The following is a 12,565-nucleotide window of genomic DNA, read 5'->3' as shown; positions in this document are numbered from 1 at the left end:
CTAAACTGTTCTGGAAACCCGGTCATCCGGTGTTGCGCATCACCCAGTGTTGCGCATCAATTGTCCAGTGCTTCCAGCTCGTCGATCAGTCCGCTGATCACGCCAAGCCCGATTTGCCAGAAGGCAGGGTCGGCCGCGTCGAGGCCGAACGGCGCCAGAAGCTCGGAATGATGCTTGGTGCCGCCGGCGCGCAGCATGGCAAAATATTTCTCCTGAAAGCCGCGCTCGGCGTTCTGGTAGACCGCGTAGAGCGAGTTCACCAGGCAATCGCCGAATGCATAGGCATAGACGTAGAAAGGCGAGTGAATGAAATGCGGAATATAGGTCCAGAAAACCTCGTACCCCTCGCGCAGCTTGATCGCCGGCCCGAGGCTTTCCGCCTGCACTTCCAGCCAGAACTGGCCGAGCTTGTCGGAGGTCAATTCGCCGCTCTTGCGCTCGGCATGCACCTTGCGCTCGAACTCGTAGAAGGCGATCTGGCGCACGACGGTGTTGATCATGTCCTCGACCTTCTGGGCGAGCATGGCCTTGCGTTCGCGCTTGTCGGTGGTCTGCTCGAGCAGCGAGCGGAAGGTCAGCATCTCGCCGAACACCGATGCCGTTTCGGCCAGCGTCAGCGGCGTCGACGCCATCAAGGCGCCCTGGCCGCCGGCCAGCACCTGGTGCACGCCGTGGCCGAGCTCGTGCGCCAGCGTCATCACGTCGCGCGGCTTGCCCATGTAGTTGAGCAGCACATAGGGATGCGCTGAAGGCACGGTCGGATGCGCGAAGGCGCCAGGCGACTTGCCGGGTCTCACCGGTGCATCGATCCAGTTGCGGTCGAAGAAAGTTCTGGCGATCTCCGCCATGTCGGGCGAAAAGCGCTGGTAGGCGGAAAGCACGGTGTTCTTGGCCTCGTCCCAGCCGATGACCGCCTGCGGGGTCTCCGGCAGGGGCGCATTGCGGTCCCAGTGGTTCATCACCTCCATGCCGAGCCAGCGCGCCTTCATCGCATAATAGCGATGCGACAGGCGCGGATAGGCGTCGCGAACCGCGGCGGCGAGTGCATCCACCACGCTGCGTTCGACGCGGTTGGCGAGATGGCGGGAATCGGCAATATCCTCGAAGCCCCGCCAGCGGTCAGAGATCTCCTTGTCCTTGGCCAGCGTGTTGGTGACCAGCGTAAAGACGCGCAAATTCTTGCGGAAGGTCGTGGCCAGCGCCTCGGACGCCCGGCGGCGCACCTCGCTGTCTGCGTCCTGCAGGCGATTGAGCGCCGGCTCCAGCGTCAGCTCCTCGCCGTCGACGTCGAAGCGCAAATCGGTCATCGTCTCGTCGAACAGGCGGTTCCAGGCCCCGCGCCCGGTGATCGATTTTTCATGGAAGAGCTGCTCGATGCGGTCTTCGAGCTGATAGGGCTTGTCCTTGCGCAGATCGAGCACCCAGGGCCGGTAATGGGCGAAGGCCGGATCGGCGGCGAGTGCGTTTTCGATCGCGCCATCGTCGATGAGGTTCAGCTCGAGCGCGAAAAACAGCAGGTGGGCGCTGGCATCGGTCATCTTTTCCTGGATGTCGCCATAGAGCTTGGCGCGCTGCGGATCCGACGTGTTGCCGGCATAGACAAGCCCGGCATAGGAGACGATGCGGCCGATCAGCTCCTCCAGCGCTTCATAGGCCTGAAGCGCCTCGCCAAGCCTGCCGGCGCTGCCACGCCCGGCCTCGGCGGCGAGCGTGCCTTTCCAACGGCTCTCGAAGGCGATGGCATCGGCGGCGGCCTTGGCGATGTCGCGCTTCAACTCGGGCGCTTCCATGCCCGAATAGAGATCGGCCAGATTCCATTCCGGCAGGTCGCCAAGCTCCGCCACGCCCTGACCGGGCGCCGCCGCCAGCTTTCGAGCAAAAACCATGCGCATTGCCGATCCTCCCAGACACGAAAATTCGAGGAAACGAGAAGCCGGTCAAATCCTAAGGAATTCATTCACCGGGTTTTTTGAAAGCTTATTTAGAACCCTGTGCCAAGATGATCCATAGGGCGCATTCTCGGGCGGGCACGGTCGGATCAGTCATGGCAGCTTCCATACTCATAGTCGATGACGATCCCGTGCAGCGCAGGCTGCTCGAGGCGGCGGTGACGAAATTCGGCCACACCGCGATCGTCGCCGATGGCGGCGAGGCGGGTCTCGAGTTTGTCGACGGACCCAATGCGCGCGACGTGTCGGTGGTCATCCTCGACCTTATGATGCCTGGGCTCGACGGCATCGGCGTGCTGAAGGCGATGCGCGAGCGTGGCATCCACATTCCCGTCATCGTGCAGACCGCGCAGGGCGGCATCGAAACCGTCGTTTCGGCAATGCGTCACGGCGCCTTCGACTTCGTCGTCAAGCCGGCCTCTCCCGACAGGCTGCAGGCGTCGATCGGCAATGCCCTCAAGGTCGAAGCGCTCGAAGGCGAAGTGAAGCGCTCGTCACGGCAGCGCGGCGGCCATCTGACGTTCAAGGACATGATCACTCACAGTCCGGCGATGGATCGGGTGATCCGGCTCGGCCGCAAAGCGGCGGCGTCCAACATCCCGATCCTGATCGAGGGTGAATCCGGCGTCGGCAAGGAACTGGTGGCGCGCGCCATCCAGGGCAGCGGCGACCGCCGCTCGAAACCCTTCGTCACCGTCAATTGCGGCGCCATCCCCGACAATCTGGTCGAATCGATCCTGTTCGGTCACGAAAAGGGCTCGTTCACCGGCGCTACCGAAAAACACACCGGCAAGTTCGTCGAAGCGCATTCGGGCACGCTGTTCCTCGACGAAATCGGCGACCTGCCGCTCGACGTGCAGGTCAAGCTGTTGCGCGCCGTACAGGACGGCGAAGTCGATCCGGTTGGCGGGCGCTCGACCGTCAGGGTCGACATCAGGCTGATCTCGGCAACCCATCGCAACCTGCTGCAGCAGGTCAAGGACGGCAAGTTCCGCGAGGATCTGTTCTATCGTCTGAACGTCTATCCGATCTTCGTGCCGCCATTGCGCGACCGTCGCGACGACATTCCCCATCTGGTCGAGCACTTCATGGAGAAGGTGGCGCCCGCCGATCCGCGCCACCGTCTGCGAGGCATCTCGGCTGCGGCGCTCGCCATGCTGCAGGCCTATGACTGGCCGGGCAATATAAGGCAGCTCGAAAATGCCGTCTTCCGGGCTTCGGTGCTCGCCGAGGGCGACATGCTGACCGAAGAAGAGTTCCCGCAGATCCGGGCGCAGGTCGAGGGCACGGTCAATCTCGATGCGGATATCGCCTCGCCAGAGTCAGGGGGGCCAGCTTCAGGGTGGCCAGCTTCCGGATCGGCTTCGGGCAGCCTGGCGCGTGATAACGTCCCGGCCGCCGTCGGCGCCGCCGCGGCCGAGCCCGACGCGCCGGCCAGACCCCGCTTCGGCACGCTGCGGGCGCTCGACGAGCGCGGCAATGTGCGTGCACTGGCCGACGTCGAACTCGAAATGATCAAGCTCGCCATCGATCACTACAACGGCCAGATGAGCGAAGTCGCCCGCCGCCTCGGCATCGGTCGGTCGACGCTCTACCGCAAGCTCAAGGAATACGGCATCGACCCGGAAACCGGCCGTGTCGAGAGGCTCGCTTCCTGAGTCACAGGGCGAAGCCGGTTCGCATCCGGACATCATTCCACGCAACTGCGCCTCGAAATGATGTGTTCGCCACAGTGTTCACGTATTAAGGCGGACGGTAACAGATCGTGTTTCGAGCTGGCGCCAAAACATGATCTAAACCAGCGGTTTACCAAGATATCCGGCGCAATATTTTTGGCGGGATATCGCCACCGTGTTACCGCATTTCGGCTTCAATAAGCGATGATTAACCATTAGGATCGATATTCGGATGCACACACCACGCATCCGTTTGGTCAAATCCGGGGACAAAACGGCAGCCTGCAAGGCCTTTTGATTTGAACAGAATCGAACGACACGAAAACGGGCGGCATTATCACATGAGCGTCTGGCCGAGATGGCTGGCAGCGGTGATTGTTGCCGTCGGGTTCCTTGCAGCGGCGGCAACCGGCGCCAGCGCCGAGACACGTTCGCTGAAGCTCTATCATCTCCACACGCATGAAAAGGCGGAGATCGTCTACAAGCGCAACGGCCGCTACGACCAGGCGGGCTTGCGAAAGATCAACATCATCCTGCGCGACTGGCGTCGCAACGAGCCGACCAAGATGGATCCGCGACTGCTGGATCTGGTCTGGGAGGCTTATCGGGAGAGCGGCGCCACCGATTACATCCAGGTCGTCTGCGGCTATCGTTCGCCGGCCACGAATTCGATGCTGCGCAGCCGCAGCAGGGGCGTCGCCGAGAAGAGCCAGCACATGCTCGGCAGGGCGATGGATTTCTACATTCCCGGCGTCCCATTGAAGAAGCTGCGTGATATCGGCCTCAGGATGCAGGGCGGCGGCGTCGGCTACTATCCCAGCTCCGGCTCGCCCTTCGTGCATATGGATGTCGGCAATGTGCGCCACTGGCCGGGCATCAGCCGCCAGGAACTGGCGCGCGTGTTCCCCAACGGCAAGACGCTGCATGTGCCGAGCGACGGCAAGCCGCTGCCTGGTTATCAACAGGCGCTCGCCTCCTACAAAGCCCGCAAGGGCGCCGGCGCGCCGGCCATTGAACTGGCCAGCGCAAGCGGCGGCAAAAAATCCCACGGGTTCCTGGCAGCCTTGTTCGGCGGTGGCGACGACGAGGCGGACGACAGCGCCGATGTGGCGATGGCCGAGCCGGCGCCAAAGCCCCGTAACGTGAAGCCGGCGCCGTCCGCCAAGAGCAGCAATCTGCCTGGTATTGCCATCGTGGCGCCTCAGGATGCCAAGCGCGCCGAGATTCCGGAAGTCGCCGATGCTCCGGCGCCTGAACCGGAGAACGACACGCCGGAGACGATCATCGCGGCATTGCCGGCGCGCAGCATTCCGCTGCCGGATTTTGCTCCGCGTCCGAAGACCGACGTCGGCGCTCAGCCGCCTGAAAACGTTCCGTTCGGCGTGGCGGATGCGGCTGGATCGACTGAACAGGCGGTGGCGACCGCGCAAACGCCGGCAAGCGTGGCGCCGGCAAATGTTCCGTTCGGCATGGCAGACGCGTCTGCCGCTGCCGGCCCGGTGCAGGTCGCGGCAAACAACATTCCCGTGCCGAGCTGGCGGCCCGATCATTCGCTGCCGGCCGACCTGTCGCCGGCGGGTCTTGCGCCGCAGGACAAGCAAGTGTTGCTGGCGCTGGCGAGTGCGGCAGAGCGGAGCAACACCGCCACCGACGCATTCTCGGTATTGCCGTCGGCGCGGCCCGACACTTCCCAGCCCGACGAGGTCAAGGCCGTTCTGGAAAGGGTCAGCGCGACCGACGAATACAAGGTCGCGTCGCTTTCCGAGCAAGCATCGGTGTTCGAGGAACCGGCTAGCGACGACCGGGCATCGAACGACGGGGCATCGCCGCGCGAGGCCATCGTTGCCCGCCCGGCCGGCTCCGATCCGGCTGCCGTCATCGGTGCAGGCGTGAAGACCACACGCAAGGAACCCAGGGCAACCGCCCGCGACCTGAAACCCGGCCCCAAGCCGGTGGTGGTCGCCGCCGCGCCGCAGGCCGCCCGTTGGGCGCTGCACAGCGGTGAGTATGTAGCAACCGTTTCAGATGCGACAACGGCGCCGCGCTACGCCTACGACTTCGTCCGTACGGCGCCGAGCGAGGTCTATACGGTAGGCTTCCAGCCGGGCAACGAGATGGCCGACGCCAACCGGTTCACCGGCAAGGCCGTCAAGTTCATGTCGGTGGCACGCTTCAAGACCGAGTAGGCCGCGCTCGGCACCTCGCGCGGCTGCCTCCACACCGGCACTGGCTTCCTTCATCCCGGGATGCTAACCAGCGGTCAGCGTTCTCCCGCTTCGTCTAATGGTAGGACAGCGCCCTTTGAAGGCGTGAATCGTGGTTCGAGTCCATGAGCGGGAACCAGCCGGGGAACCAGATCGGCCAAAAATCGGCGGCGACTTTGATGCAGAAGATGCTAGCGCCCGAGCTTGCTTGCCGCGCGTGCCAAGGCTTCGATCTCCTCCCATTTGCCGGCCTTGACCAGATCGTCCGGCGCCACCCAGGAACCGCCGACGCAGATGACGTTGGGCAGGCTGAGATAGTCGGCGGCGTTCTTGCCGGTGATACCGCCGGTCGGGCAGAATTTCACGTCGGCAAGCGGCGAGGCGAAAGCCTTGAGCGAGGCAATGCCGCCAGACTGTTCGGCCGGGAAGAATTTCAGAAAGCGCAGGCCGGCTTCGCGCGCGGCCATGACCTCTCCCGGCGTGATGGCGCCGGGCAGCAACGGCACATCGCTGTCCTTGGCTGCCGCGAGAAGCTCGCGAGTGATGCCGGGGCTGACGATGAATTTCGAACCGGCGGCCGCCGCCTCGCCGAACTGGCGGGCGTCCAGGATGGTGCCGGCGCCGACGACGGCGTTTTCGACCTCGCCCGCCACCCGGCGGATCGCCTCTAGCGCGTCGGCGGTGCGCAGCGTAATCTCGATCGCCGGCAGGCCGCCGCGGGCCAGCGCCCGGGCCAGCGGCACCGCGTCGGCAAGATTGGCGATCTTCAGCACCGGTATGACCGGCTGGCCGTTGAGGAGCGACAGGAGCTTTTCGGTCGTGCTGGGCATTCGTCTTCATCTCCTCGGTTGATCAAGTCGACCGGTTAGCAGAAGGCGATTTTTCTGTCCACGAAACGCGGCGTGTCGCGATGTCACGCGTGGCGTTCGAAACCTCCTCAGTCAGACCACTCCAGGCTCTGCCTTGATCCGGCTGTCGTGAGCGTTTAGTGGCTTGGTGATGACACTGCCCAGCCAAGCCTTCCGCGTTGCCGCGCTTTACCGCTTCGCCCGGCTCGACACCTTCGAGGTGCTGCGCGCGCCGCTTGCTGCCTTCTGCTGCGCGCGGGGCATCAAAGGCACGCTGCTGTTGGCGCGTGAGGGCATCAACGGCACGGTCGCCGGCAGTGAAACGGCAATCGCCGCGCTCATCGATCATCTCGAATCCATCGACGGTCTCGCCGGCCTCGAGATCAAATTCAGCAGCGCCGCAACGATGCCGTTCCACCGCATGAAGGTGCGGTTGAAGCGCGAGATCGTCACCATGGGCGTGGACAATATCGATCCGGCGGCAGGTGCAGGCACCTATGTCGCGCCGGCCGACTGGAACGCACTGATCTCGGATACGGACACCATCGTCATCGACACGCGTAACGCTTACGAGGTGTCGCTCGGCACCTTCAAGGGCGCTGTCGATCCCGCCACCACCAGCTTCCGCGAATTCCCGACCTGGGTCGAGCAGCATCGGCATGAACTCGACGGGCGCAAGGTCGCCATGTTCTGCACCGGCGGCATACGCTGCGAGAAGGCGACGGCCTATGTGAAGTCGCTCGGTTTGGAGCATGTGTTCCACCTCAAGGGCGGCATTCTGAAATATCTCGAGGATGTGCCCGCAGAACAGAGCCTCTGGCAAGGCGAATGCTTCGTCTTCGACGAGCGCGTTTCGGTATCGCACGGGCTGGTCGAAGGCGAGGCCGAACTCTGCCGCGCCTGTCGGCATCCGCTAGCCGCGGAAGACCGGCTGTCGCCGAGATATGCTACCGGCGTTTCATGCCCGCATTGCTTCGATGCCCGCTCGGACGAAGATCGCGCCCGTTACGCCGAGCGCCAGCGCCAGGTCGAGTTGGCGCAAGCACGCGGCGCCCGCCACATCGGAAGTTAGCTCACGTGAAGCAACTTCACGTCAAGCAACAGAGAAGCGATCGATGACCCACAGCCATGTCCCGTCGTTCTGCTGGCGCGCGACCTCGGTGGTGATCGTGCCGTCGGGAAGCCGGGTCGAGGTGAGCGCCAGGTCGCCATTGATGACAGCCGGACGCTGATCTCCGGATTGAAATTTTCGGCCGGTTGCGGCGATCTCCGCGAACAGCGCCCGGATGGCTTCGCGGCCGAACGTCAGCTGTCCGCCACCGCTGTCGATGACTGCATGCGGCTCGAAAAGCGCGGCCATGCCGTCAATGTCTCCGATCCATTGCCGTGAAATCAGCAGGCGCTCCAGTTCCTGGGGGTCGCGTGCCGGCTGGCGGTCTGTGTCATCGGTCATGCCAGGCTCCTTCCAAGCGACATGCCGCGACACTACCCGAAGTCGAGGGCGGTTTCGACACATCCCATGTCCACAGCGCCGCGTGTTTTTTTGGGCGCGGCAGGAGGCTGCAGCACTTTGAGTTCCGCGTGAAATCCCAGCAGATGTCGGTGCGGGGTCATGCGTGGCAGCGGGTAAAAGGATGCACCCGTCATTGTAATGTCAAACTGCGGGACCTAGGTCTTCGACGTCCAAACCTGCCCGCGCACCTTCGGCCGGGCCAATTCTGGAGGCATAGATGTTCGATCCCAAGAAGCTCCTCGACGATCTGCTCGGCTCGCAAATTCCTGGCACCGGATCGACCGTCCGCGACAAGGCCGGGCAGGCGGTGCAGATGGCCAAGGACAATCCGCTTGCCGCCGGTGCGCTCGCCGCGGTGCTGCTCGGAACCGGCCCAGGCCGTCAGGTCACCGGTGCGGCGGTGAAGCTTGGTGGGTTGGCTGCGATTGGCGGCCTCGCCTACAAGGCCTACCAGAACTACAAGAACGGCAACGCGCCGGCCGAGACGCAAGCTGCAGGCGAACCGGAATTGCTGCCGCCGCCGGCCGATACCGCCTTCCATCCGTCGCAGGCGCCGCAGGGTGAAGACGAATTCACGCTGACGCTGGTCAGGGCGATGATCTCGGCGGCGAAGGCCGACGGCCACGTCGATGACGAAGAGCGGCAGAAGATCGCCGGCAAACTCAGCCTCGCCGGCGTCGGCGCCGAAGCGGAGAAATTCCTGATGTCGGAACTGGAGGCGCCGCTCGATCTGGATGTGCTGATCGCCGGGGCCAAGACCGATGCACAAAAGCTGGAACTCTACACCGCCTCGCGTCTTGCCATCGATCCGGACACGCGGGCCGAACGCGGCTATCTCGACCTGCTTGCCGGCCGTCTCGGCCTGCCGGATGCACTGGTCGACCATGTCGAGGCGACGGTGACGGCGGCGAAGGTGCCGGCAGCGGGCAGCACAGCCAAGCCGGTCGCAGGCTCGCGCTGGTAGCTCGAAAGAGGAAGCCTGGGAACTCGGCGCCGTTGGCGTTAGCTTCTCGTTAACCGCGGAAGCGCATGATTTCAGGCAGTCGGATCGGCTTTCCTCCTCCCATGCCCGGTTCGGATCAGCGGCGGTCGCCAACGGCCGCCCTTTTTGTGAGCACAGGCTTTGGGCCGGCTTGCCATGTTTCCCGCCATTTGCGATGGCTCATCCCTTTCAGGGAGTACAGCCATGACCGACTATAAAACCGCCATCGTCACCGGCGCCGGCACGGGCATCGGCAAGAGCGTCGCCACAGCGCTGCTCAAGGCCGGCTGGAACACGGTCTTCTGCGGTCGCCGCAAGCCGGTGCTGGAGGATGCGATCGCCGCGGCCGGGCCGACGCAGGCCAAGGCATTGACCTTCGCCTGCGACATCAGCAAGGCCGATCAGGTCGACGATCTGTTCGAGACGGTGGCTGCGGCTTTCGGGCGCGTCGACCTGCTCTTCAACAATGCCGGCACGAGCTACAAATCGACATTGATCGACGACATCCCGGTCGAAGTGTGGAACGACATCGTCGGGGTCAATCTCACCGGCTCGTTCCTGTGTGCTCGCGCCGCGTTCGGCGCCATGCGCAGGCAGCAGCCGATGGGCGGCCGCATCATCAACAACGGCTCGGTATCGGCCTATGCGCCACGACCGGGCTCGGCGCCCTATACGGCGACCAAGCACGCCATCACCGGGCTGACCAAGACGCTGGCGCTGGACGGCAGGCCCTTCGACATTGCTTGCGGCCAGATCGACATCGGCAACGCGCTGACCGACATGGCGCAAGCGATGACGGTCGGCGTGCCGCAAGCCAACGGCACCATTGCCGCCGAAGCGGTGATGGATGTCGAGCGCGTCGCCGATGCGGTCCTCCATATGGCCAGCCTGCCGCTCGACGCCAACGTGCTGTTCATGACCGTGATGGCGACGAAGATGCCATTTGTCGGGCGGGGCTAAATTAGTCTCACCCGGTGAAATCAGGGCCGGGTGACCGGAAGCGGCACGCCGGGTAAATATAGCGAAATCGGGCGGATTTCGTAGACGGCGGTCGGATTGACGCGGCGAAGGTCGCGCGCAATGTCGATAGCGGCGTCACGGTTGGCACAGTCGACAACATAGAGTCCCAGCAATTGTTCCTTGGTCTCGGCGAAGGGGCCGTCGATAACCATTCCGGTGCCTGGCCCGCGCAAGGTGCAGGCGTCTTGTGTCGCGCCGAGCCGGGCCGCAGGCCCAAGGGTGCCTTGACGGTAGAGCCGATCGTTGATCTGGAGAAGATCGGTCATCAGCGCCGCATCCTGCTCAGGCGTCAGCGCCGTGATCGCTTCTTCCTCGTGATAGGCAAGAATGGCATAGAACATCTGGCGTCTCCTTTCGTCGTCCTCACTTCGCCAGGAACGCCTCGATCCGCTCCAGCGCGCGCAGGATGTTCTCTTCGGAATTCGCGTAGGACAGCCTGACATAGCCTTCGCCGAGAATGCCGAAGTCGGGGCCGCCGATCAGCGCCACGCCGGCATCCTCGAGCAGCGCCGAGGCGAGCTTCTTGGCCTTCCAGCCGGTCTTGGAAACATTGGGAAAGGCATAGAAGGCGCCTTTCGGCGTGATGCATGAAACGCCCGGCAAGGCATTCAACCCCTCAACCACGACCTTCCTGCGGCGGTCGAAGGCGCGCATCATCTTGTCGACGTCGTCCTGCGGGCCGTCGATGGCGGCTATGCCGGCATACTGGCTCGGCGCGTTGACGCAGGACCAGCAATTGACCGCCAGCTTGCGCACCTTGTCATAGAGATGCGCGCCCTTGTCGCCGTTCGGCCAGATCGACCAGCCCATGCGCCAGCCGGTCATCGCCCAGGTCTTCGACCAGCCGTTGAGGACGATCAGCCGATTACGGATTTCGGGGAAGGTGAGCAGCGAACAGTGCGTCTCGCCGTCATAGGTCATCACGTCGTAGATCTCGTCGGAGAGGATGGCGACGTCCGGGTGTGCTGCCAGGCCCCTGACCAGCTTCTCGATCTCGGCTCGGGGGGTGACGCCGCCGGTCGGGTTGGCGGGCGAGTTGAGGATCAGCAGCCTGGTCTTCGGGGTGATCAGCGCCAGTGTCTCCGCAGCCGAAAAGGCAAAGCCGTTCTCCTCGCGCATCGGGACCGGGATGGGGGCAGCGCCAGTGAACTCGATCATCGAGCGGTAGATCGGAAAGCCGGGATCAGGATAGAGAATTTCGGCGCCCGGCTCGCCGAACATCAGGATCGCCGCGAACATTGTCGGCTTGCCGCCGGGCAGGATCATCACCGCTTCCGGCGAGACTTCGACGCCGGTGGTGGCCAGTGTGCGGCGTACCACCGCTTCGCGCGTCGCCAGCAGGCCGTTGGCCGGCGTATAGCCGTGATGGCCGTCGCGCAGCGCCTTGATCGCCGCCTCGACGATATGCTGCGGCGTCTTGAAGTCGGGCTGGCCGATGCCGAGATTGACGATGTCGCGGCCTTGATGGGCAAGTGCCGTGGCGCGCGCCAGCACCGCGAACGCATTTTCCTCGCCGAGGCGGTCGAAGGCCGAAATCGTGTGGAGCATTTTTCCCGTCCGTGTGGTTCTTTCAGCGAGCGTGCGTTTTTGTGAGCGTCCGCCCGAAAAAGTCAACGGATCGGAGCTTCGCGTGTCGGAAAATCTCAAGAATTGGCAACCGCGCCCGCGGCCGGAACGCAAGGTGCTGGAGGGACGAACTGTCAGGCTTGAACCGCTCAACGCTGAAAAGCACGGCGACGGCTTGTTTGAAGCATCTTCGGTGCCCGACATAGATGGCCGCTTCGCCTGGCTGCCCGACTACCCACCGCAGACCCGTGCCGCCTTCCAGCCTTGGCTGGACAAGGCCGAAGCCAGCGAGGACCCGCTGTTCTTCACCGTCATCGACAAGGCCAGCGGAAAAATTGCCGGACGCCAGACGCTGATGCGCATCGACGCCGCCTATGGCGTGATCGAGATCGGCAACATCTATTGGGGTCCGCTGATCTCGCGTAAGCCGGCGGCGACGGAAGCGCAGTTCCTGTTCATGAAATACATCTTCGATGAGCTTGGCTATCGCCGCTACGAATGGAAATGCAACAACCGCAACGAGCCGTCGAAGCGCGCGGCGGAACGTTTCGGCTTCAAGTTCGAGGGCATTTTCCGCCAGCATCTTGTGGTCAAGGGCGAAAACCGCGATACCGCGTGGTACTCGATCATCGACAAGGAGTGGCCGGCATTGCGCAGAGCCTATGAGGCATGGCTCGATCCGGCCAATTTCGAGGGCGACGGCCGGCAGAAGCGACGGCTCGAGGATTTTCGCGCTGAGTTCGGCGCCTGACCATGATCCCGAAAAGTGGACGCCGGTTTTCGGATAAGATCATGGTCAAACATGAA

General features: G+C 63.7%; 11 protein-coding genes and 1 tRNA gene. 7 read left to right on the top strand and 5 right to left on the bottom strand.

Annotation, left to right across the window (positions count from 1 at the left end; translation table 11 throughout):
• Window positions 1-56: 56 nt before the first annotated feature.
• Window positions 57-1,892, bottom strand: a complete 1,836-nt coding sequence (locus NKJ35_RS13400; protein WP_352647587.1) for a M3 family oligoendopeptidase — start codon at window positions 1,890-1,892, stop codon at window positions 57-59.
• A 152-nt stretch (window positions 1,893-2,044) separates the two neighbouring features.
• Here NKJ35_RS13400 and NKJ35_RS13395 point away from each other — a divergent pair, with 152 nt between their 5' ends.
• From NKJ35_RS13395 to NKJ35_RS13385, 3 genes are all read left to right on the top strand, one after another.
• Window positions 2,045-3,607 (top strand): sigma-54-dependent transcriptional regulator, encoded by a 1,563-nt coding sequence (locus NKJ35_RS13395; RefSeq protein WP_352647585.1) that lies wholly within the window; start codon window positions 2,045-2,047, stop codon window positions 3,605-3,607.
• A gap of 359 nt (window positions 3,608-3,966) precedes the next feature.
• Window positions 3,967-5,811 carry a peptidoglycan L,D-endopeptidase MepK gene (gene mepK, locus NKJ35_RS13390; protein WP_352647584.1) on the top strand — a complete coding sequence of 615 codons (1,845 nt, stop codon included), beginning with the start codon at window positions 3,967-3,969 and terminating at the stop codon, window positions 5,809-5,811.
• Between the two features lie 83 nt (window positions 5,812-5,894).
• Window positions 5,895-5,968: transfer RNA gene (locus tag NKJ35_RS13385), tRNA-Gln, on the top strand.
• Between the two features lie 52 nt (window positions 5,969-6,020).
• On the opposite strand, the gene NKJ35_RS13380 is transcribed toward NKJ35_RS13385, so the two are convergent.
• Window positions 6,021-6,659, bottom strand: coding sequence for a 2-dehydro-3-deoxy-phosphogluconate aldolase (locus tag NKJ35_RS13380; protein WP_352647582.1), 639 nt, complete (start codon window positions 6,657-6,659; stop codon window positions 6,021-6,023).
• Between the two features lie 169 nt (window positions 6,660-6,828).
• Here NKJ35_RS13380 and trhO point away from each other — a divergent pair, with 169 nt between their 5' ends.
• Window positions 6,829-7,749, top strand: a complete 921-nt coding sequence (gene trhO, locus NKJ35_RS13375; RefSeq protein ID WP_502894196.1) for an oxygen-dependent tRNA uridine(34) hydroxylase TrhO — start codon at window positions 6,829-6,831, stop codon at window positions 7,747-7,749.
• Window positions 7,750-7,770: 21 nt separating this feature from the next.
• Here trhO and NKJ35_RS13370 read toward each other — a convergent pair whose 3' ends face one another.
• Window positions 7,771-8,130 (bottom strand): YybH family protein, encoded by a 360-nt coding sequence (locus NKJ35_RS13370; RefSeq protein WP_352647579.1) that lies wholly within the window; start codon window positions 8,128-8,130, stop codon window positions 7,771-7,773.
• 277 nt (window positions 8,131-8,407) lie between these two features.
• Here NKJ35_RS13370 and NKJ35_RS13365 point away from each other — a divergent pair, with 277 nt between their 5' ends.
• Together NKJ35_RS13365 and NKJ35_RS13360 are read left to right on the top strand one after the other, a co-directional pair.
• Window positions 8,408-9,154, top strand: coding sequence for a tellurite resistance TerB family protein (locus NKJ35_RS13365; RefSeq protein ID WP_352469546.1), 747 nt, complete (start codon window positions 8,408-8,410; stop codon window positions 9,152-9,154).
• A 222-nt stretch (window positions 9,155-9,376) separates the two neighbouring features.
• Complete coding sequence (locus NKJ35_RS13360; protein WP_352647577.1) at window positions 9,377-10,132, top strand: SDR family oxidoreductase; 756 nt, start codon at window positions 9,377-9,379, stop codon at window positions 10,130-10,132.
• Window positions 10,133-10,152: 20 nt separating this feature from the next.
• Here NKJ35_RS13360 and NKJ35_RS13355 read toward each other — a convergent pair whose 3' ends face one another.
• Window positions 10,153-10,533, bottom strand: a complete 381-nt coding sequence (locus NKJ35_RS13355) for a YciI family protein (RefSeq protein WP_254816974.1) — start codon at window positions 10,531-10,533, stop codon at window positions 10,153-10,155.
• 22 nt (window positions 10,534-10,555) lie between these two features.
• A complete protein-coding gene (locus NKJ35_RS13350; RefSeq protein WP_352647575.1) occupies window positions 10,556-11,740 on the bottom strand; it encodes a pyridoxal phosphate-dependent aminotransferase in 1,185 nt (394 codons plus the stop codon).
• Window positions 11,741-11,822: 82 nt separating this feature from the next.
• Here NKJ35_RS13350 and NKJ35_RS13345 point away from each other — a divergent pair, with 82 nt between their 5' ends.
• Window positions 11,823-12,509 (top strand): GNAT family N-acetyltransferase, encoded by a 687-nt coding sequence (locus NKJ35_RS13345; RefSeq protein ID WP_352647573.1) that lies wholly within the window; start codon window positions 11,823-11,825, stop codon window positions 12,507-12,509.
• Window positions 12,510-12,565: the final 56 nt, after the last annotated feature.

Origin of the sequence: Mesorhizobium sp. M0136 (assembly GCF_040322515.1) — a bacterium.
Lineage (GTDB): Bacteria > Pseudomonadota > Alphaproteobacteria > Rhizobiales > Rhizobiaceae > Mesorhizobium.
The sequence above is the reverse complement of the archived record's forward strand: the minus strand, read 5'-3'. Positions and strand labels throughout refer to the sequence as shown.

What these genes read in the sequence shown, in the direction of transcription:
- NKJ35_RS13380 (WP_352647582.1), bottom strand. Translation starts at nt 6,659, where the DNA reads ATGCCCAGCACGACCGAAAAGCTCCTGTCGCTCCTCAACGGCCAGCCG.
- mepK (WP_352647584.1), top strand. Translation starts at nt 3,967, where the DNA reads ATGAGCGTCTGGCCGAGATGGCTGGCAGCGGTGATTGTTGCCGTCGGG.
- NKJ35_RS13350 (WP_352647575.1), bottom strand. Translation starts at nt 11,740, where the DNA reads ATGCTCCACACGATTTCGGCCTTCGACCGCCTCGGCGAGGAAAATGCG.
- NKJ35_RS13400 (WP_352647587.1), bottom strand. Translation starts at nt 1,892, where the DNA reads ATGCGCATGGTTTTTGCTCGAAAGCTGGCGGCGGCGCCCGGTCAGGGC.
- NKJ35_RS13370 (WP_352647579.1), bottom strand. Translation starts at nt 8,130, where the DNA reads ATGACCGATGACACAGACCGCCAGCCGGCACGCGACCCCCAGGAACTG.
- NKJ35_RS13355 (WP_254816974.1), bottom strand. Translation starts at nt 10,533, where the DNA reads ATGTTCTATGCCATTCTTGCCTATCACGAGGAAGAAGCGATCACGGCG.
- NKJ35_RS13360 (WP_352647577.1), top strand. Translation starts at nt 9,377, where the DNA reads ATGACCGACTATAAAACCGCCATCGTCACCGGCGCCGGCACGGGCATC.
- NKJ35_RS13395 (WP_352647585.1), top strand. Translation starts at nt 2,045, where the DNA reads ATGGCAGCTTCCATACTCATAGTCGATGACGATCCCGTGCAGCGCAGG.
- trhO (WP_502894196.1), top strand. Translation starts at nt 6,829, where the DNA reads ATGACACTGCCCAGCCAAGCCTTCCGCGTTGCCGCGCTTTACCGCTTC.
- NKJ35_RS13365 (WP_352469546.1), top strand. Translation starts at nt 8,408, where the DNA reads ATGTTCGATCCCAAGAAGCTCCTCGACGATCTGCTCGGCTCGCAAATT.